We start from the raw sequence: 21,626 nt of genomic DNA, 5'->3' as shown, positions 1-21,626 counted from the left end.
AGTTATTGGCGGTCTTGAAGGGCGCCTTTGTTGTTTCACATGTTCAGGATAAACAGCACGATCCGACGTAAGGTCTGTCTCGGTGGCACGGGCGAACTTCGACAGCCAATGGCCATTCGCTTGTCATAGTTCGCTCATCTTTCGCAAGGCACGTCGCGGAAGGACTCCGCAGCGGATCAAATTCTGGCAAGTACCGTGCCATGGATCCAATGATCATCAGGTAACGGGCGTCCTTGAACTTTCGCGAAACGATGCGCACTGCCGGGGTCGGTCGTTGTTTTATTCGGGATTCCGAATGTTTCATTCGTATGACGTTCGGGTTGCCGAATGAGCGAGGCCGTGGACGTGCTTTGCAGGACGAAGACGGCGCATGGAGGCTTTGTAAATCGCGGGCTGTACGGTTCATGACGGTGTGTGCTGAGAAAAAACGAACAGCGCCTGGCGGTTCCCCGCCATACCTGGCAAGGGACATTAAGTGTGTGCTCTAGGCACGGCCGCGGCGCGATTCATTGTTGGGTGGGGATAAACTGACCCTCCTGTGGAGACTATTTAGAACATCCTTTTGTGTCGTTTATTAGTTGGCGGTAATCCGCCATCGCGAAGTTTGTGAACACCTTCGCAGTTGTCATCTTTGTCATGAAAAAAATGGCGGGTTTGCGGTAGGGTCTTCGGTCGTCTTTCGCATACAGTCACGTGTACGAAATTTGTTATCGACTGTTTTTATTGGGAAAGTTCGGAAGTTTCGAGTAATTGCTCGAAAACGTTGCGCGCGCCATCTTTTTTTTGCACCACAACAGGCCGTGGCGATAAACCGCCACGCATGACAGCACCCCGGGGGCCGGGGTGCAGAAAAGGCAGGAAGATCAGGGGCGTGGGGCGGCGTTATCGGCTGTTCAGGCCACGCCACCGTTGGCGCGCAGGATTTGGCCGTTGACCCAGCCGCTGTCAGGGCCGGCGAGGAAGGCGACGACACCGGCGATATCCTCTGGCTGGCCCAAGCGGCCCAGGGGTGGTGCCTGGGTGGCGGCCTGGATCTGCTCGGGCGTCTTGTCGGCCAGGAACAGTTCGGTTTCCACCGGGCCCGGGGCCACGGCATTGACGGTGATGTTGCGACCGCGCAGTTCCTTGGCGAACACCTGGGTGAAGGCCTCTACCGCGGCCTTGGTGCCGTTGTAGATGGCGTAGCCTGGCATTTTCAGGGCCAGCGTGGTGCTGGTCAGGTTGATGATGCGCCCGCCGTCGTTCAGCCGTGTCGCGGCAGCGCGCAGGGTGTTGAACACGCCTTGGGTGTTGATCGCGAAGTTGCGGGCGTACAGCTCGTCGCTGGTCTGCGCCAGGGGCGCGACCTTGAGGATGCCGGCGTTGTTGACCAGCACATCGATGCGACCCAATTGCCGCTCGATGGTGTCGAACAGGGTCTGTACCTGGCCTGCACTGGACACATCGGCCTTGAGGGCGATGGCCTTGCCGCCGGCCTGGCGGATCTCGGCCACCAGCGCATCGGCTTCGGCATCGTTGCTGGCGTAGTTGATCGCCACGGCGAAGCCGTCACGGCTGAGGCGGCGGGCGATGGCGGCACCGATGCCGCGCGAGGCGCCGGTGATCAGGGCTACGGAAGAGGTCATGCTGGGCATCCTTCTGAGTGGGTGTGGGAAGGAGTGTGGACTGTTGGCGAAAAAAGATAATTGCGCGGCAAGTGCGATCAGTGTTCCATTTGCTTTAATTATCGACTTGGCGTCTTTCCCTTGCGAAGCAAGCGTAGCCGCCACCCCCCAGGAGAACCCGTCCATGGATCGCTTCCAGGAAATGCAGGTGTTCGTGCGTATCGCCGAGCGCGGCAGTTTTTCCCAGGCCGCCGAGGACCTGCAGATCCCGCGGGCCACCGTCACCAACCTGATCAAGCGCCTGGAGCAGCGCCTCGGCGTGCGCCTGCTCGAGCGCACCACCCGGCATGTGCGCATGACCCACGATGGCGAGGCCTACTACCACCGATGCGTGCGCCTGTTGCTGGACCTCGAGGAGACCGAAAGCGCCTTTCGCAATGCCCCGCCCAAGGGCCTGCTGCGGGTCAACCTCCAGGGCACCCTGGCCAAGCATTTCGTCATGCCGGCGCTGGGTGGGTTCCTGGCGCAGTACCCGGACATCACCCTGCACATCGGTGAGGACGACCGACTGGTCGATCTGGTGCGCGAAGGGGTGGATTGCGTGCTGCGGGCGGGCCTGCTGCAGGATTCGTCATTGATCGGCCGACAGGTCGCCAGCCTTGAACAGGTGACCGTGGCAAGCCCCGAGTACCTCGCGCAACACGGCACGCCCGCGACGCTGGACGACTTGCAGCAGCATTTCGCGGTGGATTATCTGTCCAGCGCCACCGGGCGGGCGGTGCCCCTGGAGTTCAGGGTCGGTCGTGAGGTGGTGGAGCGTTTGTTGCCCGCGAGGGTTTCGGTGACCGGCGTTGACCTGTACACCGGCGCGGCGCTCTCGGGGCTGGGGATCGTTCAGGTACCACGCTACCGGATTGTCCATGAACTGGCGGCCGGCAGCCTGCGCGAATTGTTGCCGGACTGCCCGCCACCGCCGATGCCGGTGTCGGTGGTGTACCCCCAGAGTCGACAGCTGTCGGCGCGGGTGCGGGTGTTTTCGCAGTGGTTGGCGGCGCAGTTGGGGCAAGGTCGCTGACCGGGTGACGGGTGGTGAGGGAATAAACCGGCGTGGCGCGCGTTTACGAGCTGAAACCCCAACGACCGGAGTCGTCACCATGCCCCACCTGCGTACCCTTGCCCGCGGCACTCTGCTTCTCGGCACCCTTGGCCTGGCGATGCTCGGTGCTACCGCCCAGGCTGCCGAAAGCTGGGAGGTCCTGCCGCCCACGCCACACCTTGCAGGGCCGTTCAAGACCGCCGAGGTCAATGGCGTTCAGCTCGCCTACCACATCCAAGGCAAGGGCACGCCGGTGTTCCTGCTGCATGGCGGCCCGGCCAATGCCGACTACCTGGCCGGCCAGGCCAAGGCGCTGTCGACGCATTACCAGGTCATTTCGGTGGACACCCGTGGCCATGGACGCAGCAATGCCAATGGCTTGCCGCTGAGCTACGACGCCATGGCCGATGACGTGGTCGGCCTGATGAAACAGCTGGGCCTGGGCAAGGCCGATGTGGTGGGCTGGAGCGACGGTGGCATCACCGCGCTGGACCTAGCCATGCGCTACCCGGACAAGGTCGGTCGGATCATCGCCTTCGGCGCCAACACCGACCCGACCGGCGCCTTCCCGGATGCCGACAAGAAGCCTGCCTTCGGCACCTTCATCACCCGTGCCGCCGACGAGTACAAGCAGTTGTCGCCGACGCCGGACGGTTTCGAAAAGCTCAATGCCGCGCTGGCCCAGATGTACCAGCAGCAACCGAACTGGACGCCGGCGCAACTGGCGACCATCAAGGCGCCGACCCTGATCGTCGACGGCGATCACGACGAGGCGATCAAGCCTGATCACTCCCGCTATATCGCCAAGAGCATTCCCGGTGCCAAGCTGCAGTTCATCGAGGGCACCAGCCACTTTGCGTTCCTGCAGAAGCCTGAGGTGTTCAACAAGGTGATGCTGGATTTCCTGGCCAAGCGCTGAGCAGCCTCAGCCTGCGCTGAACAGTGCCCGCGCTTCGTCGAAGCACTGTTCGGCGATGGCCGAACGCGGTTCGCTGCGGCGCAGCAGCAGGCCCACCGGGCTGTGAATGCTGGCGTCGGCCACCGGGATGATGCGCAGGTGTTCGCTCAGATCTTCCAGGCCGCAGTCCAGCGGCATCACCGCGCAGCAGATGCCGGCGTTCAGTGCCTGGATCAGTTGGAAGGTCGAGTCGCTCTCCAGCACGGCCTGGGGCTCCAGGCCGCGGCTGCGAAAGCTCAGGTCCAGCGACTGGCGGTAGTGCATGCCTTTGCTCAGCAGGCCCAGCGGCAGGCCGTCGAGGTCTTCCCAGCGCAGTTGCTCGGTGTCGAACTGGAAGTGCCGGGTATCGTGCAGCAGGCCCATGGTGGTGGTGCCCAGCTCGATCACGTCGAAGAAGCTGACATTGACCTGGTCGAGGTAGCAGATGCCCAGGTCGAGCTGGTTACGGCTCAGGCCGTCGATGATCTGCTCCGAACTCAGCGAGCTCAGCTGGAAGTGCAGTTCGGGGTATTTCTCGCGCAGCGGCAGTAGCAGCTCCATCGGGTTGAAGCTGGCCAGCGGCACGGTGCCCAGGCGCAGGCTGCCGACCACCTGGCCGCGGCAACTGGCGGCCTCGGCCTGCAGGCCGTCGTGGGCGGCGAGCAGGGTCTTGGCCCAGGCCAGGATGCGCTCGCCGGCTTCGGTGAAGCCCTCGAAACGCTGGCCGCGCTTGACCAGCACCAGGTCGAGCTCGTCCTCCAGGTTGCGCAGGCGCATCGACAGGGTCGGCTGGGTGATGTGGCACAGCGCGGCGGCCTGGCCGAAGTGGCGGGTCTGGTCGAGGGCGATGAGGAACTTGAGCTGCTTGATGTCCATGGTTCGGCCTGGCGATAGAGGGTGTTGATCGGACGGTGCGTCGTATCGATTGGACGCATGCGCCCCAGGGCTCTAGCGTGACGCAAAATCCCCCTTGGAGACAAACCCCGTGAGTGTCAAACCGGATGCGGTGTTCGTACCGCTCAATATCGCCGTGCTGACGGTCAGCGATACCCGTACGTTCGACAACGACACCTCCGGCGAGCTGCTGGCCACCCGTTCCGTGCAGATTGGCCATCGCCTGGTCGCGCGGGTGTTGCTCAAGGACGACCTGTACAAGATCCGCGCCCAGGTCGCGAACTGGATCGCCGATGAGCAGGTGCAGGTGGTGCTGATCACCGGGGGCACCGGTTTCACCGGACGTGACAGTACGCCGGAAGCGGTGCAGTGCCTGCTGGACAAGCACATCGATGGGTTCGGCGAGCTGTTCCGGGCGCTGTCGATTCTCGATATCGGCACCTCGACCGTGCAGAGCCGGGCGTTGGCGGGACTGGCCAATGGTACGTTGGTGTGCTGCCTGCCGGGCTCGACCGGCGCCTGCCGCACCGCGTGGGAGGGCATTCTGGTGGAGCAACTGGATGCGCGGCATCGGCCGTGCAACTTCGTGCCGCACCTGAAGGCGGTGGGGGTGTGTGAGAGTCGGGGTTGATCGTTAGCGATGTGTTGGTCTGGCGGGCCTCTTCCCGGGAAAGCCCGCTCCTACAGGCGAGGGCTTGCTTCAGCTCAACACATGCTTCACCGGCTCCAGTACCGGTGGCAGGGGCTCGCCCAGCGCCGACAGCACATCGCGCTCCAGCGTGCGCACCATGGCGTCGGTGGGCAGGTCGTTCTCGTCGCGGCCGAACGGATCTTCCAGCTCGTTGCCGATCGCATCCAGGCCAAGGAACGTGTAGCTGACGATGGTGGTGAACAGCGGCGCGAGCCAGCCCAGCGGTTGGGCCAGGGCGAACGGCAGCAGCAGGCAGAAGATGTAGATGGTGCGGTGCAGCAGCAGGGTATAGGGGAACGGTAGCGGCGTGCCCTTGATCCGCTCGCAGGTCGCCTGCACCTCGGAAAGCCCCAACAGACGTTGCTCGAGCAGGGTGTAGCGGAATTCGCTGATGTGCTGCTGTTCGGCCAGTCGCGCACAGTGTGCGCCGATTTCGCGCAGGATGCCGTCGCAGACATTGTGCTTGGTAATGACTGCGCCCTCGGCTATCCAGGGGCTTGCGGCGTGCAGTTCGTCCTCGTTGCGCAGGCGCGCGTTCAGCGCATGGGCAAAGCCGCACAGGCTGCGCAGCAGCTCACGTCGCAGGGCCGGATCTGCGATCACCACGCTTTCACGGATGAACGAACGGGTCTCGATGATCATTCGTCCCCACGCCTTGCGCCCCTCCCACCAGCGGTCGTAGCAGGCGTTGTTGCGAAAGCTCATGAAGATCGACAGCGACAACCCGAGCAGGGTGAAGGGCGTGGCGCTGACCGGGTAGAACAGCGCTGGGTAACGTCGCTCGACCAGCACGATCAGGGCGGCCAGCAAGGTCACCATCAGGCAGCGCAGGGCGATGCGCTTGACGATCGAGCCGCGCAGGGTGAACAGCATGCGCAGCATGTCGGTGTTGGAATGGACGATCAAGGCGGTTCCAGAGACGGCCGATCAGCCGCCGGTCATGTTCATGAAACGCAGGATCTGCACCTCGCCACCCACCTCGAAGTGATGGCGGTAGGGCTTGAGGTGCACGGCCTCGCGAATCGCTTGTTCCAGGCGCTCGCTGTCATCGGGATGGCTGCGCAGGACCTGCTTGAGGTCCATCGAGTGCTCGTTGCCCAGGCACAGCAGCAACCGGCCTTCGACTGTCAGGCGCACACGATTGCAGGTGGCGCAGAAGTTGTGACTGTGCGGCGAGATGAAGCCGACCCGCGTCTGCGGCGCTTCGGCCAGGCGCCAGTAGCGGGCCGGGCCTTGGGAGGATTCGGCCGATTCGATCAGGGTGAAGTGCGGCTCCAGGCGCTCGCGCACATCGTCGCTGGAGTAGAACGACTCGCCGCGCTCGTGCTCGCTGATCACGCCCAGGGGCATTTCCTCGATGAAGGTGATGTCCAGTTCGCGGTCGATGGCAAAGCGCACCAGGTCGACGATTTCATCGTCATTGCGACCCTTGAGCACCACGCAGTTGAGCTTGGTGCGGCGGAAGCCTGCCTGGCGCGCAGCGTCGATGCCGGCGATCACCTGGGCCAGGTCGCCGGTGCGGGTCAGGGCCTTGAAGCGTTGGGCATCGAGGCTGTCGAGGCTGATGTTCAGGCGTGTGACGCCGGCGTCGAACAGCGGCTGGGCCAGGCGGCCAAGCTGCGAGCCATTGCTGGTCATGCACAGCTCGCGCAGGCCGGGCAGGGCGGCGATGCGCCCGCACAGGTCGACGATGCCCTGGCGTACCAGCGGCTCGCCCCCGGTCAGGCGGATCTTGCGGGTGCCCAGTGCGACAAAACGTTCGGCGACCTGGTAGAGCTCTTCGAGGCTGAGGATCTGCTGGCGGGGCAGGAACTGCATGTCTTCGGCCATGCAGTAGACGCAGCGGAAGTCGCAGCGGTCGGTCACCGACATTCGCAGGTAGTCGATTTTCCGGTTGAAACCGTCGATCAGGGCCTGGCTGCTGTGTTCCACGTTCGCGCTCGGAAGGGTGGGATGGGGGTAATGTCCACGCTATAACCTGCAGGCACGGGCGTCAAATTGCTTTGCCCGACTGTTTGATAGGTCTGGTCTATCAAGCGATCAGTGAGCGCGCATCAGACCGCTACTGCGACCTTCTCACCGATACACCGGAAACGCCGTGGTGTACTTGATCTGTTCCATGGCAAAGCTGGAGGTGATGTTCGATAGCCCGTCGGTGCTGGTGATCAGCTTCTTGTAGAAGCGGTCGTAGGCAGCGATGTCGCTGACCACCACCCGCAGCATGTAGTCCCAGTCGCCGGACATGCGATAGAACTCCATCACTTCTTCGAAGCTGGTCACGGTCCTGGCGAAATGCTCGAGCCAGGCGCTGTCGTGGCGCTGGGTCTTGAGCTGGACGAACACGCTCAGGCCGAGGTTGATGCGCTCGGGGTCGAGCAAGGCGACGCGGCCGCGGATATAGCCTTCGTCTTCCAGGCGCTTGACCCGTTTCCAGCAGGGCGTGGTGGTCAGGTTGACCGCCTCGGCCAGGTCCTTGAGGGAGATCGAGGCGTCGCGCTGGAGCAGGGTGAGGATGTGCTGGTCGAAACTGTCCATGGCGATAGGGGGCGGCTTTGCAGAAAAAGTTTCTCGAGAGTAGCCCAATCGGGGAATCGCTTGCTACGTCCGGCGCAGTTGCAGCGGGTCGGATCGGGATATGCGATAGTGGCAGTTTTCTACCTGACCCCCTTCAGTCAACGGATCCGACCATGGCCGAAAAACCGCGCAATTTCGCCACTCGCACCATCCACGCTGGCGAGCAGTCCAGCGTCGCCGACAACGCTATCTTCCCGGCCATCGTCACCTCCAGCTCGTTCATCAAGCGCGGGCTGGATGACAATCCCGAATACGCCTACAGCCGTGTTTCCAACCCCACCCGCCACGCCTATGAAACCTGCGTCGCAGCCCTGGAAGAGGGTGTCGGTGCGGTTGCCTGCGCGTCGGGCGTGAGTGCCACCGCCACGGTGCTCGAACTGCTGCCCAAGGATGCCCACGTGGTAGTGATGAATGGCGTCTATGGCGGCACCTTCCGCCTGATGGAGGACTACCGGGCACACACCTCCGGGCTGACCACCACCTATGTCGACCTCAACGACCTGGACGCCGTCGCCGCAGCGATCCGTCCGAATACGAAGATGATCTGGCTGGAGTCGCCGACCAACCCGCTGCTGCACCTGGTGGACATCAAGCCGCTGTGCGACCTGGCCCGCGAGCGCGGCATCCTCACCTGCATCGACAACACCTTCTGCTCGCCATGGAACCAGCAGCCGATCACCCTGGGGGTGGACCTGGTGATGCACTCGGCGAGCAAATACATCGGCGGCCATTCCGACCTGACCGGCGGGGTGGTGGTGGCGGGCAATCATGAACTGCTGGCGCGCCTGCGCAAGATCAGCATGGCGGTGGGTGCGATCCAGGGGCCGTTCGACTGCTACCTGGCCCTGCGCGGCCTGAAGACCCTCGATGTGCGCATGGAGCGCCAGAGCGCCAACGCCCTGCGCGTGGCGCAGTACCTGGAGCAGCACCCGCAGGTCGAGCAGGTGTTCTACCCCGGGCTTGAGAGCCATCCGCAGCATGCGCTGTGCCAGCGCCAGATGCGCACTGGCGGGGCGGTGGTGGCGCTGCGTGTGAAGGGGGACCGGGCGGCGGTCAACCGCCTGGTCGAGGCGCTGTCGATCTTCGTCCTCGCCGACTCGCTGGGCGGTGTGGAGAGCATGATCAACCATTCCTGGACCATGTCGCACAACTCGCTCAGCCCGCAGCAGAAAGGCGTGATGGGCATCAGCGAGAACCTGGTGCGCTTGTCGATGGGGATCGAGGATTACCGCGACCTGATCGACGACCTCGAGGCGGGGTTGCAGGCGGCGGCCTCTGCGTAACGGCGGCTGACGCCATCGCGGGCTTGTCCCGCGATGGCGTTGCAACGAACGACCTCAACCCTTGGGCGGATGAATGATCCGTTCGATCTTGTCCTTGATCAGCAAACGTTCCTTGCGCAGGCGGTTGACCGCCTCGTCGTTGGTGCCGTTGCCTTCGGCGGCCAGCACTTCCTTGTCCTTGGCGTTGTATTCCTTGTGCAGCTTGTGCAGGTCCTGATCCTTGTCGATCAGGGCCTGGAACTTGTCTTCGGTAATGTGCAGGTCGGCTAGCAGATCGTGCGGGACTGGCATCTCTTCACCTCTGTTTCAGGGGTTGGTAAGAATCCTGATCCTTCAGGATAGCTGCCTTTGCCGACGGCGGGAGCGGTTCGCCGAGTGAGGCGGCAGCGTCGCAACGCTGCTGAATGGCAGCTGAATGAACTTTAATTAATCATGAAAGACGCATCACAACCGATTGTTGGCGTCTTTTTCACAAAAAATTGATGCTACGCTTTCTACAGTTCGGCCAACTTCCCAAGGTGCCCGCCCGGGTACGCCTGGTCGCTTCTAAACTCTGATTGCGAACGCCATGTTGAAAATCAAATCACTGCGGACCGAGTGGGTCACGCTGCTGGCCAGCCTTTACCTGTTGATCGGCCTCAACCTGTTCCTCTGGGAGCATCTGGAGACCATCCTGCCCCCCGGCATGGTTGGGCTGTGGCTAGGCCTGGCGTTTGCCGTACTGATGTTGTTCGCCTTCAACCTGATATTGACGTTGTTGGCCTTCAAGTATGTATTGAAACCGGTATTGATTGTGCTGTTCATGAGCGGTGCCGGTGTCGCCTACTTCATGAATCAATATGGCGTACTTATTGATGCCGGCATGTTCCGCAATGTCGCCGAAACCAATATCGAAGAAGTGCGTGACTTGCTGTCGTTGAAGTTCGCACTTTATATGCTGGGGTTGGGCGTCGTGCCGTCGTTGTTGCTCTGGAAGGCACGCATTGCCTACCGCCCCTGGCACCGCGAGCTGATGGGCAAGCTCATCGTCAGCGGCGCCTGCGTCGCAGCCCTGGGCTCGATCGGGCTGGTCAATTACCAGGGCCTGTCGTCGCTGTTTCGCAATCACCACGAACTGCACTTGATGCTCACCCCGAGCAATATCGTCGGGGCGTCGTTCAGCTATGCCAGCGAAAAGCTCGGCAGCGCTGCCAAACCCTTCCAGAAATACGGCGAAGATGCCCATCGCGATGCCGCCTGGCAGAAGCACGAGCGCAAGTCGCTGACCGTGCTGGTGGTGGGTGAAAGTGCCCGCGCCGAGAACTTCGGTGTGCTGGGTTATGGCCGCGATACCACGCCACGCCTGTCGAAGGAGGCTGGCCTGCTGGGCTTTACCGATGTGCATTCGTGCGGGACCGAGACGGCCGTGTCGGTGCCTTGCATGTTCTCCGGCATGGCGCGTAAGGACTACGACCCGAGTCTGGCCAGCCGCCGCGAGGGCCTGCTCGATATCCTCGGGCGTGCCGGCATCGAGGTGCAGTGGCGCGATAACCAGTCAGGCTGCAAAGGCACCTGCGATCGATTCAACTACGTCAACCTCACCAGCGCCAAGGACCCGGTCCTGTGCGCCGATGGCGAGTGCCACGACCAGATCCTGCTGCAGAACCTCGATGCGCTGCTCGACAGCCTCGACAAGGATACCGTGCTGGTGCTGCACCAGATGGGCAGCCATGGCCCTGACTACTACAAGCGTTACCCGGCAGGCTTCGAGCACTTCACTCCGGTGTGCCGCAGCAACGCCCTGAATCAGTGCAGCCAGCAGGACATCGTCAACAGCTACGACAACACGCTGGTCTACACCGACGAGGTGCTGGCGTCGCTGATCGACACCCTGCGCAAGCACCAGGACAAGGTCGATACCGCCATGATCTACCTCTCCGACCATGGCGAGTCGCTGGGCGAATACAACCTGTTCCTGCATGGCACCCCGTACATGCTTGCCCCGGACCAGCAGAAACATATCCCGCTGCTGGCCTGGTTCTCCGACAGCTACCGCCAGGACTTCGCCGTCGATACCGACTGCCTGTCGAAGATGCGTGACACGCCGCTGAGCCAGGACAACCTGTTCCACTCGATGCTCGGCCTGCTGCAGGTGCGTACCGAGGTGTACCAGCAGTCGCTGGACATGTTTGCGGGGTGTCGCCCCTGGCTGACGGCCAGGAACTGATCGCGCGCCAGCGCTACCGCTGATCGCCACCATGGATGGCCCGGGTTTCACGAGCAGTGCCCGCGCCGTATATACTGCGCGCCAATGTTTGTGGGAGAGCCTTGTGGCCATCGAAATACACTGGATCCGTGACGACCAGACCCTGGCCGAACTCTGCCGGAAGTGGCGTACGCTGCCGTTCGTGGCCGTCGACACCGAATTCATGCGGGTCGATACCTTCTATCCCAAGGCTGGCCTGGTGCAGGTCGGCGATGGCCAAAGCGCCTACCTGATCGACCCCCTGCTGATCCGCGATTGGCAGCCGTTGGGCGAATTGCTCGAAGACAGCGGCGTGGTCAAGGTACTGCACGCCTGCAGCGAAGACCTCGAAGTCCTGCTGCGCCTGACCGGCAAGCTGCCGCAGCCGCTGTTCGACACGCAGTTGGCCGCGGGCTACCTGAATATCGGTTTCTCGATGGGCTATTCGCGCCTGGTCCAGGACGTGTTGGGCATCGAGTTGCCCAAGGGCGAGACGCGCTCCGACTGGTTGCAGCGTCCGCTGTCCGAAACCCAGGTCAGCTACGCCGCCGAAGATGCCGTGCACCTGGCCGAGCTGTTCACCGCCCTGCGTCCGCGCCTGTCGGATGACAAGTACGCCTGGGTGCTGGAGGACGGCGCCGAGCTGGTGGCGCAAATGCGTCGTGAAGTCGAGCCTGAAACTCTTTACCGCGACGTCAAGCTGGCCTGGAAGCTGGGCCCGCAGCAGTTGGCGGTGCTGCGCGAGCTGTGCGCCTGGCGCGAGCGTGAAGCGCGCAGCCGCGATGTACCGCGCAGTCGAATCCTCAAGGAGCACTCGCTGTGGCCCATGGCCAAGGGGCAGCCCGACAGCCTGTCGGCGCTGGCCAAGATCGAGGAGATGCACCCGCGCACCATCCGCCAGGACGGCGAAACGCTGCTCAAGCTGATCAAGAACGCCGCCAGCCAGCCTGCCGAGCAATGGCCCGCGGTGCTGCCCGAGCCGCTGCCGATCGAAGCCGCCGGCATTCTCAAGCGCCTGCGCGCCATCGGCCAGGCCGAAGGCGAGCGCCTGCAGATCGCCCCTGAGCTGATGCTGCGCAAGAAGGCCCTGGAAGCCCTGCTCAAGAGCGGCTACCCCAATGGCCCCTATCAATTGCCCGATTCGCTGCGCGGCTGGCGCCGTGAGCGGATGGGCCAGGCCCTGCTGGATGATCTGGCAGGCGCCGGAGAGACTCGATGAAACGTATCTGCTCGATCTACAAAAGCCCGCGCAAGCGCGAAATGTACCTGTATGTGCTCAAGGCCGAGGGCCTGGAGCGCGTGCCCGAGGGCCTGTTGCCGTTCTTCGGTACGCCGGTGCATGCCTTCGACCTGGTGCTGACCCCCGAGCGCAAGCTGGCCCGCGAGGACATCGTCAAGGTGTTGGAGAACCTCGACAGCCAGGGTTACCACCTGCAGATGCCGCCACCGGACGACGACTACATCGAGCATCTGCCCGAAGAGCTGCTGCGGCGCAACGATCCGGCCTGAGCCGGGGCGCGAACCCTATCACCAGGCGGCCCTCGACGGGCCGCTTTCGTCGTTCTGCAAGGTTGTCATCGAGATGCGCGTTCTGATCGCTGAACAGGATCATGCCCTTTACGCTCGCCTGCTGGGCGAGCTGGCACCGGACCTGGAGGTCCTGACCAGTGGCGATTCCGCCGAATTGTCGCGCCAAGCCCCTGAATGCCCGATCTGGCTGGGCGAGCCGCACCTGGTCGCCAGCCTGCTGCGCCAGGGCCACAAGCCGGCCTGGATGCAGTCCACCTGGGCGGGGATCACGCCGCTGCTGGCCGACGGCCTGCCACGTGACTACCGCCTGACCCGCGCGGTGGGCATCTTTGGCCAGGTCATGGCCGAGTACATGCTGACCTACATGCTGGTCCACGAGCGCGATGTGCTGGCGCGCCTGGTCAGCCAGGTCGAGCGGCGCTGGGACGGCCGCCCGGGCAACAGCCTGGAAGGGCGCAAGGTGCTGATCGTCGGCACCGGCGACATCGGCCAGCGGGTTGCCGAGTTCCTGCTGCCGTTTGGCGTGACCCTGTATGGCGTGGCCAGCAGCCCGCGCGAGCAGGCGCCGTTCGTCGAAGTGGCGGGGCTGGATGCGTTGCCGCGGCTGGTCGGTGAGGTCGATTACGTGCTCAACCTCCTGCCGGATACCCCGGCCACCCATGACCTGTACGATGCCGCGCTGTTCCAGTGCTTCAAGCCGACCGCGTTGTTCATCAACGCCGGGCGTGGTGTGGCGGTGGTCGATGCCGACCTGGTCGAGGCACTCAAGAGCGGGCACCTGGCGGGTGCCGTGATCGATGTCTGCCGCCAGGAGCCGTTGCCCCAGCGCCATCCGTTCTGGACCGCCTGGGGGTTGCTGCTGACCGGCCACAGTTCGGCGCCTACCTCGCCGGTGGCGATGGTGCGCTTGTTCGTCGAGAACGTCCGGGCCTATGCGGCGGGGCAGGGGTTGCGCGGTGAAGTGGATTTCTCGCGCGGGTATTGAGGTGCTTCTGCTGGCCCTATCGCAGGTTTGTCCCGCGATAGGGCCAGCCCAGTCTTAGAGACTGAAATCACCCTCGGCCGCCAACTCGCTCAGCGGTCGACGCGGGCTCGGCACTTCACGGGCCTGCAGCGCCTCGATCAGGCTGGCCTTGTCGCCCAGCTTGCCGATCGCCACCATCGCGTGCAGTACATAACCTTCGGGGATCTTCAGTTCCTTGCGCGCCAGCTCCTGGTCGAACCCGGCCATGCCATGGGTGTGCCAGCCGCTGATGCTCGCCTGCAGCGCCAGGTGCCCCCAGGCCGAACCTGTATCGAAGGTGTGCCACAGGGCAGGCGTTTCTTCGCTGGCACCCGGGGCGGTGAAGGTGGTCTTGGAGAGGATCAGCACCAGCGCCGAGGCCTGCTGCGCCCAGCTGCGGTTGAACGGCACCAGAAACTCCAGGAAGCGCTCCCAGTTCGGCGTGTCGCGGCGGGCATAGAGGAAGCGCCAGGGCTGCGAATTATAGGCCGACGGCGCCCAGCGCGCGGCTTCGAGGAAGCTCAGCAGGGTTTCTTCGCTGATCGGCTCTGCGTTGAACGCACGGGGTGACCAGCGGTTGATGAACTGCTCGTTGATGGCATAGTCGGCGATGCGGGGATTGGCGCTCATGCGGGCTCCTGCGAAAGGAAGAGGGAAAGCCTGAACGCTACTGCGTCCGTTCGGCACTGACAAGCGGTATGGCATTGCGTCGGGCCAGGCTCTAGACTGGCGCCGCCGCGCGCCGCGGCCTTCAAAGTGATTGCAGGAAAACGTGTGATGATCGCCGACCCCGCGCCCTTCTGGCGGCGCAAGACCCTCGACCAGCTCGATCCGCAGGAATGGGAGTCGCTCTGCGACGGCTGCGGGCTATGCTGCCTGCAGAAGCTCGAAGACGAGGATGACAACAGCATCTATTACACGCGTATCGCCTGCAAACTGCTGGACATGAACACCTGCCAGTGCAGCGACTACCCCAACCGCTTCGAGCAGGTGCCCGACTGCATCCAGCTCACGCCAGGCAAGGCCGACCAGTTCAAATGGCTGCCGACCACCTGTGGCTATCGCCTGGTCAGCGAGGGCAAGGACCTGCCAGCCTGGCACCACTTGGTCTGCGGCGACCGCGAGCAGGTCCATGAGCAGCGCATTTCCCAGTCCGGGCGGATGCTCAGCGAGAACGATGTCGACGCAGACGACTGGGAAGACCACCTGATATTTCGCGCCGGCTGATCCGCCTGGCCTGCGCCTCTGGGGAACAAGGAGTTTCTGTATGCGTCGCCCGTTGTTGTTGCTACTGGCCCTGTCGGCCAGCTTCCCGACCTGGGCGAAGAAGGTCGATCTGGATTACCAGGTGCGCCTGTTGCCCCAGACGGGCCAGGCCGAAGTGCGCCTGACCCTGGCCGAGGGCACGCCGGTGCGCAGCCTGGACTTCGACCTGGGCAGGCAGGGCGCCTACAGCGATTTCAAGGCGGACGGCCAGTGGCAGGTGCAGCAGGACCGTGGCGTCTGGCACCCCGGTGCAGGCAAGAGCAGCCTCAGCTACCGCGTGCAGCTCGATGTGAAGCCCCATGGCAGCGCCCATGAAGCACGCATCACGCCGCATTGGGCGTTGTTTCGCGGCGATCAGCTCGTGCCCCCGGCCCGTCTCGATCAGCAGGATGGCACCGAGTTGGTCACACGCCTGGCCTTCGAGCTGCCGTCGGGCTGGCAGAGCGTCGAGACGGCCTGGCCGCGCATCGGCAAGCAGAAATTCCGTATCGACAACGTCTCGCGCCTGTTCGATCGCCCCACTGGCTGGATGCTCGCCGGCAACCTCGGCAGCCGCCGCGCACGCCTGGGGGATACCGAGGTGACGGTCGCCGCACCGCAGGGGCAGGGCATGCGGCGTATGGATACCCTCACCCTGATGACCTTCGTCTGGCCGCAGTTGCAGGCGGTGTTCCCGCGCAATCCGCCCAAGCTGCTGGTGGTCGGTGCCCGCGACGACATGTGGCGCGGTGCGCGTGCCTCGCGCAACTCGCTGTACCTGCACAGCACACGCCCACTGATCAGCGAGAGCGGCAGCAGCCCACTGCTGCGTGAGCTGGTGCAACTGTTCGCGCAGATCGACGACCGTGATCGCAGTGACTGGCTGGGCGAGAGCCTGACCGACTACTACGCCATCGAAGTGCTGCGCCGCGCTGGCGGCATCAGCGATGATCGCTACCAGGCGCTGCAGGTGCGGTTGCAGAAGGACGGCGCCAAGGTCAAGACCCTTCGCACCGAGCAGGCCGACGCAATGCAGGTGGCCAGGGGTGTGCTATTGCTGCAGGCGCTCGACCGCGAGATTCGCCTGCACAGCCACAACAAGCGCTCGCTGGACGACGTCACGCGCGCGCTGATGCGCATGGCCAGTGTCAGCACGGAGGAATTCATCCAGATCAGCGAGAGCGTGCTGGGGCGCGAGTCCGAGGTGCTGGAGAGCAAGTTGTTGCGTTGAGCCGGTGGTGACTTCTTCGCGGGCAAGCCCGCTCCCACAGGTTCAGCGGTGTTCTCGAGATCTGTGGGAGCGGGCTTGCCCGCGAAGAGGCCACCGCCGATTCAGACCCCAGCCAACGGATCCTTACCGGTCACCGTCACCGTGCGGGTCGCCGCCTCGGCGCTGGCCTTGAGCGCCTTCAATTCAGCTGCCCCGCGTTCGATATCGGCATGCAACCGGTTGTACTCCGCGCGATGCTTGTGGAACCAGGCCTTGGTCGCGCAGTGGCCCTTGATGCCGCGGGCCAGCGCCATGCCGCCCACCGCTACCTGCAACAAGCCGATCAGCCCGCCGTGGCGCATCCCTTTGCTGATCATCAGGGCACCGCCTGCCAGTGAGCTGACGCGCTCCCAGCCCTGGACGTTGTGGTCATGCCTGTCTGACGCCGAATGGATATCGAGCATGGGTAGGTCTCCTTGTGGGTTGGTACATCAGCTGACCTTGGAGGCTGCCCCGGCGTTCAGTGCAATTACCCTGATCCCCGTTACTTGAACTTGGGCCCGGAGCGAGTATTCAAGCCCTTGGCCAGCCGGTCATACAGCACCACATTGACCGTCGCGGCCAGGTTCATGCAGCCCTGGGTGGGGATGTAGATGGTTTCTTCGCACCAGGCGCGCACGCTTTCGTCGAGGCTGCCGTCCTCCGGGCCGAAGATGTAGATCGCCCTGTCCGGATGGGTGTATTCGGGCAGTGGCCGTGCACCGTCGACCAGCTCCACTGCGACTGGCGTACAGCCCAGCGGGATGATGCGCTGCAGGTCGTCGATGCCGATCAGCGGGATGTCGTAGTGCACCCGCTTGGTGTCGGTGACGAAGTCGCGGGCGCGCTCGTAGCGTTTGCCGGTGTAGAACACCGAGTTGACGCCGTAGCAGCCTGCCGCACGCATCACCGAGCCTACGTTTTCAGCGGATTTTGGGTTGAACAGGCCGATGCAGCTGTACCGTTTGTTCGCCACGAGTCGGGGCCCTTCGCAAAAAAAGAGCGCGATTATACGGGCTAGCCGACGCCGTGGGCGGATGAATCGACGGTCAGTCCTTCTTCATCAGGGCAGCCAGGCCGGCGAAGGGGTTGTGCGTGGCGACATTGGTTTTCGGCGTGCTCAGCGAGCCTTCGCCGAAATACTGCTGGTCGGTGTAGCGCGAATGCTCGTTGTCGTGGCAGTACAGGCACAGCAGCTCCCAGTTGGAGCCGTCCTGGGGGTTGTTGTCGTGGTTGTGGTCGCGGTGGTGCACGGTCAGTTCCGACAGGCGCTTGCCGGAGAACTCCCGGGCGCAGCGCCCGCAGACGTGCGGATACATCTTCAGTGCCTTGTCGCGGTAGCCCATTTCCTTGTCGCGCTTGGCGTCGGCGAGGATGCGGTCGAGGCGGGCGGTGGCGGCGGAGTTGGAGGCCGAGCTCATGGTGTTACCTTTTTCGTTATCAGGGCAATGACGGTTATGCATCGAGTCTAGCGCGCCTGCGGGCCTGGCGGACAGGCAAAAGCGCGCAATTGGGCGTAGCCTGTAGGCAGGTTCCGGACGGGAGGTTACCGATGTTGCCTGTGATCCTTGCCACGCTGCTCCTGCTTGCCGCCCCGCTGGCCGATGCCGCCGGGCAGCCTTCGGGCAGCATCACCCCGGTGCCAGGTGCACCGGGTACGCCGACGCCCACGCCCTATCCGCAGATTACCCCGAGCACGCCACCGAAGGCCGGCAGCAGCCAGCCCGGCGCGCCGTTGCTGCCGCCAATGCCGTTGCCTGGGCCGCCAAAGGACCAGCCGTTGCCAGGGCTGTCCCAGGACCCACCGAAAAAGAACGACTAGGTTCTGTATGAAAGGTCTTGAGACGAAGGTCAGGCAAGGCGAAAACAGCCGAGGAACGGTCGGAGTCGCGCTCGACTTTACGGGTTGTAAATGAGCATTCCGACCGGGCTGGCGCACCAGGCTGTTTTCAACGCAGCATCACCGAGTATCAAGGCTTTTCATACAGAGCCTAGACCTGTTGCGAGAGGCGCTGGCCGTCTTGCATCCGCAAGCGCTTCGACAACGCCACGGCCTGGGCGCGGATGACCCGCGCGGCGATGCGCGGTGCGTCGTTGAGCATCTTGTCCAGCGAGTCCTTGCCCAGCGTCAGCAACTGGCAGTCACTGGCCGCCACGCAACTGGCCGAGCGCCGTTCGCCGTCGAGCACGGCCATTTCGCCGAAGGCCCGGCCCTTGCGCAAGGTCGCGATCTCGACTTGCTGGCCGTTGCCGTCGGTCTTGCGCACCGACACCACGCCGCGGTGCAGGATGCACATGAAGGTGCCGGCGTCGCCTTCGGCGAAGATGGTCTGGCCCTCGGTCATCGCCGTGATGGCGAAGTAACCGGCGACGGCCTGGAAGTCGCTGGGCTGCAGGCTGTCGAACAAGCCGCAGTCCATGAGCATGTCGCGGATTTCGGCGCTGAGGAGGCTTGGGTCGGGCATGTGTTGTTCTTCGTGTCGTCCGGTATTTGAGAGCTTCCACATACCCTGTGGGAGAGGCCACGGGTATGCGAGAACTCTATGACAACAAGAAACGCGATTTACACCACGCCCAGCTCGTTGAAGACGAACGCATATTCCAGGGCCACATCCTTCAGCCCCTGGTAGCGCCCGCTCATGCCGCCGTGGCCGGCGCCCATTTCGGTCTTGAGCAGCAACAGGTTGTCGTCGGTCTTGCAGGTGCGCAGGCGCGCTACCCACTTGGCCGCCTCCCAGTACTGCACGCGACTGTCGTTGTAGCCGGCCACCACCAAGATGGCCGGGTAAGCCTGGGCCTTGACGTTCTCGTACGGGGCGTAGGCCTTGATCCGTGCGTACACCTCAGGCTCCTCGGGGTTGCCCCACTCGTCATACTCGGTGACGGTCAGCGGCAGCTCGGGGTCGAGCATGGTGTTGAGCACATCGACGAAAGGCACCTCGGCAATGGCGCAGCGGAACAGCTCAGGGCGCTGGTTGAGCACTGCGCCCATCAGCAGGCCGCCGGCGCTGCCGCCGCTGATCGCCAGTTGCTCGGTGCGGGTGACGCCCTGGGCGATCAGGTGTTCGGCGCAGGCGATGAAGTCGTCGAAGCTGTTCTGCTTGTGCTCCTGCTTGCCGGCCCGGTACCAGGCCTCACCCAGCTCGCCGCCGCCGCGCACATGGGCGATGGCAAAGGCCACGCCGCGCTCGAGCAGGCTCAGGCGGGCGTGGGAGAACCAGGGGTCGAGGCTCTCGCCATAGGCGCCGTAGCCGTAGAGGTACAGCGGCACCTCGCGGTCCAGGTCCTGACGGCGGCGCACCAGGCTGATCGGCACCTGGGTGCCGTCCTTGGCGGTCGCCCACAGGCGTTGGCTGACGTAGTCGTCGGCATCGAAGCGACCGAGTACCGGGGTCTGCTTGAGCACCTGCTGCTCACCACTGGCCAGCTCCAGTTGGCGGACCTGGGCCGGCCGGTTGAGCGCTTCGTAGCGCAGGCGGATGCGTGTGCTGGAGAACTCCAGGCTGTCCTGCACGTAGAGGCTGTAGGCGGCGTCGGGCAATTCGACGCGATAGGCCGGCAGGCCCTGGGGGCGGACTTCGATGATCGGCAGGCCGCCCTCACGCAGGCTCAGTGACAGCGCCGAGGCGTTCAGGCTCAGGCCTTCGAGCATGATGTCGTCACGGTGCGGCACCAGCACCTGCCATTGTGCGCGGCTGGGCACCTGGTCGGCCGGGGCGTGGAACAGGGCGAAGTTGATGCCGTCCTGGTTGCTGCGGATGAACCAGCGCCACTGGCCGTCGAGCTGGCCGTGGTCGGGGAAGTATTCGTGGCCCTCGACCCGCGGCGCCAGGCAGGTGAAGTCGGCCTGTGGCGTGGCGGCATCGAGCACCCAGGCTTCGCTGGTGGTCTTGCTGTTGAGCAGCAGCACCAGCTGGCGTTCGGAACTTGCGCGGTAGCAGTGCAGGAAGAAACGCCCGTCCGGCTCTTCGAACACGGTGCTGGCGTCGGTTTCACCCAATGTGTGGCGGCGCAGGCGCCACGGGCGGTGGGTGTCGTCCAGTTCGGCGAAGAACAGCGTGCGGCTGTCGTTGGCCCAGGTCAGGCTGCCGTCGCAGTCGTCGAAGGGCAGGGTGGTGACGCTGCCGCTGTCCAGGTCCTTGACGTACAGGGTGTAGACCTCGTCACCGCTGGTGTCGAGGCTGTAGGCCAGCAGGCGATGATCGGGGCTGACATTGAACGCGCCGAGGGCGAGGAAGCCGCCGTTGGCCAGGGCGTTGGGGTCGAGCAGCAGTTGCTCGGCGCTTTCGTCGACGCGGTTGCTGTCGTCGGCCGGGCGCGGGCAGCGGTAGTGGCGCGGGTATTCGTCGCCCGCCGTGGTGCGGGTGTAGTAGAGGTAGGGGCCCCAGGGGGAGGGGAGCGACAGGTCGGTTTCGAGGATGCGGCCCTTGATCTCTTCGAACAGCTGTTCGCGCAGCTCGGCCTGGTCGGCGAGGCAGGCTTGCTGGTAGGTGTTTTCCTGCTCCAGGTAGGCCAGCACTTCTGGGGCGTCGCGCTCCTGCAGCCAGGCGTAGGGATCGGCGGCTTGGGCAGGGCGGGCGATGGGGGGCTTGGGTCTGGTATGCATGGGATGTCCGTGGTTTGGTGGCGTCTGTGCCGGTCTCTTCGCGAGCATCGCAGGTCCGTAGACGCGGGCTTGCCCGCGAAGAGGTCGCTCAGGCTTCAAGAGGGAAGAGGCGCCTGTGCCCGTAAAAGTGTTTATCATAGGCATCTCTTTGCCTGCCTTGCACGGACACCATGATCGAACAAGACTACACACTGGCCTGGGGCCTCTACGCTGTCGCCGCCCTGGGTTGCCTGCTGGTGGCCTTCAAGCTGACCGGCTGGATGTGGCGCTGGCTGCGCGAGCCGCTGCGGGTGATCGTTGCCGTGCTGCTGTTCACCCCCACCATTGTCGATCCGGTCAAGGACAGCTTTGCCCCGGCCGTTGCCATTACCGCTCTGGACCTGGCGTTCAAGGTGGGCAACAACGCCTGGCGCGCGGCCTCGGACCTGGCGATGTACGGGATGATCGCCTTCGGCCTTTACCTGCTGTTCGTGCTGGTGCGCTGGCCACTGGAAAAACGGGCTGGTGAGCGCCGCGAGAAGGCCGAGGCCGCCGCCAAGCGCCAGGCGGCCGAAGACGATGCAGTGATGGCCGACGCGCCCGTCGCCGATCGTCGTGATCGCTACCGTGAAGAGCCCCCTGCCGCCCCGGTGCGTCGCCCGGGCAATGGTGGCGGCCGCGTCGAGCCACGGATCTAGGACGGAGCCCTCG

General features: G+C 64.1%; 24 protein-coding genes. 12 read left to right on the top strand and 12 right to left on the bottom strand.

Translation table 11 applies throughout. The annotated features are described in order from the left end of the window. Positions 1-893: 893 nt before the first annotated feature. Positions 894-1,634, bottom strand: a complete 741-nt coding sequence (locus APH44_RS24745; protein ID WP_054895048.1) for an SDR family oxidoreductase — start codon at positions 1,632-1,634, stop codon at positions 894-896. A gap of 154 nt (positions 1,635-1,788) precedes the next feature. On the opposite strand from APH44_RS24745, the gene APH44_RS24740 reads away from it, so the two are divergent. Beyond that, the gene (locus APH44_RS24740; RefSeq protein ID WP_054895047.1) at positions 1,789-2,679 is read left to right on the top strand and encodes a LysR family transcriptional regulator; all 891 of its coding nucleotides are present in this window, start codon (positions 1,789-1,791) and stop codon (positions 2,677-2,679) included. Positions 2,680-2,758: 79 nt separating this feature from the next. After that, positions 2,759-3,619, top strand: coding sequence for an alpha/beta fold hydrolase (locus APH44_RS24735; RefSeq protein WP_256216415.1), 861 nt, complete (start codon positions 2,759-2,761; stop codon positions 3,617-3,619). Positions 3,620-3,625: 6 nt separating this feature from the next. Here the strand turns inward: APH44_RS24735 and APH44_RS24730 are convergent, their stop codons facing one another. Next, positions 3,626-4,513, bottom strand: a complete 888-nt coding sequence (locus APH44_RS24730; protein ID WP_054895046.1) for a LysR family transcriptional regulator — start codon at positions 4,511-4,513, stop codon at positions 3,626-3,628. Between the two features lie 109 nt (positions 4,514-4,622). Between APH44_RS24730 and moaB the strand changes: the two genes are divergently transcribed. Then, positions 4,623-5,162: a molybdenum cofactor biosynthesis protein B gene (moaB, locus tag APH44_RS24725; protein ID WP_054895045.1), complete on the top strand. Its 540-nt coding sequence runs from the start codon at positions 4,623-4,625 to the stop codon at positions 5,160-5,162. Positions 5,163-5,231: 69 nt separating this feature from the next. On the opposite strand, the gene APH44_RS24720 is transcribed toward moaB, so the two are convergent. The 3 genes from APH44_RS24720 to APH44_RS24710 form a co-directional block, all read right to left on the bottom strand. Continuing rightward, positions 5,232-6,128, bottom strand: a complete 897-nt coding sequence (locus APH44_RS24720) for a bestrophin family protein (protein ID WP_054895044.1) — start codon at positions 6,126-6,128, stop codon at positions 5,232-5,234. A 21-nt stretch (positions 6,129-6,149) separates the two neighbouring features. Beyond that, a complete protein-coding gene (moaA, locus tag APH44_RS24715) occupies positions 6,150-7,154 on the bottom strand; it encodes a GTP 3',8-cyclase MoaA (protein WP_081255212.1) in 1,005 nt (334 codons plus the stop codon). Positions 7,155-7,298: 144 nt separating this feature from the next. Beyond that, the gene (locus APH44_RS24710) at positions 7,299-7,757 is read right to left on the bottom strand and encodes an Lrp/AsnC family transcriptional regulator (RefSeq protein WP_054895043.1); all 459 of its coding nucleotides are present in this window, start codon (positions 7,755-7,757) and stop codon (positions 7,299-7,301) included. Between the two features lie 152 nt (positions 7,758-7,909). Here APH44_RS24710 and APH44_RS24705 point away from each other — a divergent pair, with 152 nt between their 5' ends. Further along, complete coding sequence (locus tag APH44_RS24705) at positions 7,910-9,079, top strand: PLP-dependent aspartate aminotransferase family protein (protein ID WP_054895042.1); 1,170 nt, start codon at positions 7,910-7,912, stop codon at positions 9,077-9,079. A gap of 54 nt (positions 9,080-9,133) precedes the next feature. Here APH44_RS24705 and APH44_RS24700 read toward each other — a convergent pair whose 3' ends face one another. After that, a complete protein-coding gene (locus tag APH44_RS24700; RefSeq protein WP_054895041.1) occupies positions 9,134-9,370 on the bottom strand; it encodes a YdcH family protein in 237 nt (78 codons plus the stop codon). Between the two features lie 277 nt (positions 9,371-9,647). Between APH44_RS24700 and APH44_RS24695 the strand changes: the two genes are divergently transcribed. From APH44_RS24695 to APH44_RS24680, 4 genes are all read left to right on the top strand, one after another. Continuing rightward, complete coding sequence (locus APH44_RS24695; protein ID WP_054895040.1) at positions 9,648-11,285, top strand: phosphoethanolamine transferase; 1,638 nt, start codon at positions 9,648-9,650, stop codon at positions 11,283-11,285. A 103-nt stretch (positions 11,286-11,388) separates the two neighbouring features. Beyond that, on the top strand, positions 11,389-12,522 hold the full coding sequence (gene rnd, locus APH44_RS24690) for a ribonuclease D (RefSeq protein ID WP_054895050.1): 1,134 nt from the start codon (positions 11,389-11,391) through the stop codon (positions 12,520-12,522). Beyond that, the gene (locus APH44_RS24685) at positions 12,519-12,812 is read left to right on the top strand and encodes a YcgL domain-containing protein (protein ID WP_054895039.1); all 294 of its coding nucleotides are present in this window, start codon (positions 12,519-12,521) and stop codon (positions 12,810-12,812) included. The genes rnd and APH44_RS24685 overlap by 4 nt, the downstream gene beginning before the upstream one ends. Positions 12,813-12,885: 73 nt before the next feature. Beyond that, entirely contained in the window at positions 12,886-13,818 is a 933-nt protein-coding gene (locus tag APH44_RS24680) for a D-2-hydroxyacid dehydrogenase (protein WP_054895038.1), read from the top strand. A gap of 54 nt (positions 13,819-13,872) precedes the next feature. Here APH44_RS24680 and APH44_RS24675 read toward each other — a convergent pair whose 3' ends face one another. Next, positions 13,873-14,466 (bottom strand): nitroreductase family protein, encoded by a 594-nt coding sequence (locus tag APH44_RS24675; protein ID WP_054895037.1) that lies wholly within the window; start codon positions 14,464-14,466, stop codon positions 13,873-13,875. Between the two features lie 147 nt (positions 14,467-14,613). On the opposite strand from APH44_RS24675, the gene APH44_RS24670 reads away from it, so the two are divergent. Both APH44_RS24670 and APH44_RS24665 read left to right on the top strand, forming a co-directional pair. Continuing rightward, positions 14,614-15,063: a YcgN family cysteine cluster protein gene (locus APH44_RS24670; protein ID WP_054895036.1), complete on the top strand. Its 450-nt coding sequence runs from the start codon at positions 14,614-14,616 to the stop codon at positions 15,061-15,063. 40 nt (positions 15,064-15,103) lie between these two features. Further along, on the top strand, positions 15,104-16,312 hold the full coding sequence (locus tag APH44_RS24665; protein WP_054895035.1) for a hypothetical protein: 1,209 nt from the start codon (positions 15,104-15,106) through the stop codon (positions 16,310-16,312). 101 nt (positions 16,313-16,413) lie between these two features. Here the strand turns inward: APH44_RS24665 and APH44_RS24660 are convergent, their stop codons facing one another. From APH44_RS24660 to APH44_RS24650, 3 genes are all read right to left on the bottom strand, one after another. Then, a complete protein-coding gene (locus APH44_RS24660; protein ID WP_054895034.1) occupies positions 16,414-16,755 on the bottom strand; it encodes a DUF2892 domain-containing protein in 342 nt (113 codons plus the stop codon). Between the two features lie 80 nt (positions 16,756-16,835). Further along, positions 16,836-17,306, bottom strand: coding sequence for an RNA methyltransferase (locus APH44_RS24655; RefSeq protein ID WP_054895033.1), 471 nt, complete (start codon positions 17,304-17,306; stop codon positions 16,836-16,838). A 73-nt stretch (positions 17,307-17,379) separates the two neighbouring features. Beyond that, positions 17,380-17,751, bottom strand: a complete 372-nt coding sequence (locus APH44_RS24650; protein ID WP_054895032.1) for a YajD family HNH nuclease — start codon at positions 17,749-17,751, stop codon at positions 17,380-17,382. 131 nt (positions 17,752-17,882) lie between these two features. On the opposite strand from APH44_RS24650, the gene APH44_RS24645 reads away from it, so the two are divergent. Continuing rightward, positions 17,883-18,152, top strand: a complete 270-nt coding sequence (locus APH44_RS24645; protein WP_054895031.1) for a hypothetical protein — start codon at positions 17,883-17,885, stop codon at positions 18,150-18,152. Positions 18,153-18,321: 169 nt separating this feature from the next. Here the strand turns inward: APH44_RS24645 and APH44_RS24640 are convergent, their stop codons facing one another. Beyond that, positions 18,322-18,795: a cyclic nucleotide-binding domain-containing protein gene (locus tag APH44_RS24640; protein ID WP_054895030.1), complete on the bottom strand. Its 474-nt coding sequence runs from the start codon at positions 18,793-18,795 to the stop codon at positions 18,322-18,324. 98 nt (positions 18,796-18,893) lie between these two features. Next, positions 18,894-20,936 carry a S9 family peptidase gene (locus APH44_RS24635; RefSeq protein ID WP_054895029.1) on the bottom strand — a complete coding sequence of 681 codons (2,043 nt, stop codon included), beginning with the start codon at positions 20,934-20,936 and terminating at the stop codon, positions 18,894-18,896. Positions 20,937-21,106: 170 nt separating this feature from the next. Between APH44_RS24635 and APH44_RS24630 the strand changes: the two genes are divergently transcribed. Then, positions 21,107-21,613 carry a hypothetical protein gene (locus tag APH44_RS24630; RefSeq protein WP_054895028.1) on the top strand — a complete coding sequence of 169 codons (507 nt, stop codon included), beginning with the start codon at positions 21,107-21,109 and terminating at the stop codon, positions 21,611-21,613. Positions 21,614-21,626: the final 13 nt, after the last annotated feature.

This window comes from Pseudomonas sp. NBRC 111143, assembly GCF_001320965.1.
Classification (GTDB): Bacteria; Pseudomonadota; Gammaproteobacteria; order Pseudomonadales; family Pseudomonadaceae; genus Aquipseudomonas; species Aquipseudomonas machongensis.
This window is presented reverse-complemented; position numbering and strand designations above follow the sequence as displayed.

Excerpts from the sequence above, each read along its gene's own strand:
- APH44_RS24745 (WP_054895048.1), bottom strand. The coding sequence starts at position 1,634 with ATGCCCAGCATGACCTCTTCCGTAGCCCTGATCACCGGCGCCTCGCGC.
- APH44_RS24740 (WP_054895047.1), top strand. The coding sequence starts at position 1,789 with ATGGATCGCTTCCAGGAAATGCAGGTGTTCGTGCGTATCGCCGAGCGC.
- APH44_RS24735 (WP_256216415.1), top strand. The coding sequence starts at position 2,759 with ATGCCCCACCTGCGTACCCTTGCCCGCGGCACTCTGCTTCTCGGCACC.
- APH44_RS24730 (WP_054895046.1), bottom strand. The coding sequence starts at position 4,513 with ATGGACATCAAGCAGCTCAAGTTCCTCATCGCCCTCGACCAGACCCGC.
- APH44_RS24710 (WP_054895043.1), bottom strand. The coding sequence starts at position 7,757 with ATGGACAGTTTCGACCAGCACATCCTCACCCTGCTCCAGCGCGACGCC.
- APH44_RS24705 (WP_054895042.1), top strand. The coding sequence starts at position 7,910 with ATGGCCGAAAAACCGCGCAATTTCGCCACTCGCACCATCCACGCTGGC.
- APH44_RS24700 (WP_054895041.1), bottom strand. The coding sequence starts at position 9,370 with ATGCCAGTCCCGCACGATCTGCTAGCCGACCTGCACATTACCGAAGAC.
- APH44_RS24695 (WP_054895040.1), top strand. The coding sequence starts at position 9,648 with ATGTTGAAAATCAAATCACTGCGGACCGAGTGGGTCACGCTGCTGGCC.
- APH44_RS24685 (WP_054895039.1), top strand. The coding sequence starts at position 12,519 with ATGAAACGTATCTGCTCGATCTACAAAAGCCCGCGCAAGCGCGAAATG.
- APH44_RS24680 (WP_054895038.1), top strand. The coding sequence starts at position 12,886 with ATGCGCGTTCTGATCGCTGAACAGGATCATGCCCTTTACGCTCGCCTG.
- APH44_RS24675 (WP_054895037.1), bottom strand. The coding sequence starts at position 14,466 with ATGAGCGCCAATCCCCGCATCGCCGACTATGCCATCAACGAGCAGTTC.
- APH44_RS24670 (WP_054895036.1), top strand. The coding sequence starts at position 14,614 with ATGATCGCCGACCCCGCGCCCTTCTGGCGGCGCAAGACCCTCGACCAG.
- APH44_RS24665 (WP_054895035.1), top strand. The coding sequence starts at position 15,104 with ATGCGTCGCCCGTTGTTGTTGCTACTGGCCCTGTCGGCCAGCTTCCCG.
- APH44_RS24660 (WP_054895034.1), bottom strand. The coding sequence starts at position 16,755 with ATGCTCGATATCCATTCGGCGTCAGACAGGCATGACCACAACGTCCAG.
- APH44_RS24650 (WP_054895032.1), bottom strand. The coding sequence starts at position 17,751 with ATGAGCTCGGCCTCCAACTCCGCCGCCACCGCCCGCCTCGACCGCATC.
- APH44_RS24645 (WP_054895031.1), top strand. The coding sequence starts at position 17,883 with ATGTTGCCTGTGATCCTTGCCACGCTGCTCCTGCTTGCCGCCCCGCTG.
- APH44_RS24640 (WP_054895030.1), bottom strand. The coding sequence starts at position 18,795 with ATGCCCGACCCAAGCCTCCTCAGCGCCGAAATCCGCGACATGCTCATG.
- APH44_RS24635 (WP_054895029.1), bottom strand. The coding sequence starts at position 20,936 with ATGCATACCAGACCCAAGCCCCCCATCGCCCGCCCTGCCCAAGCCGCC.
- APH44_RS24630 (WP_054895028.1), top strand. The coding sequence starts at position 21,107 with ATGATCGAACAAGACTACACACTGGCCTGGGGCCTCTACGCTGTCGCC.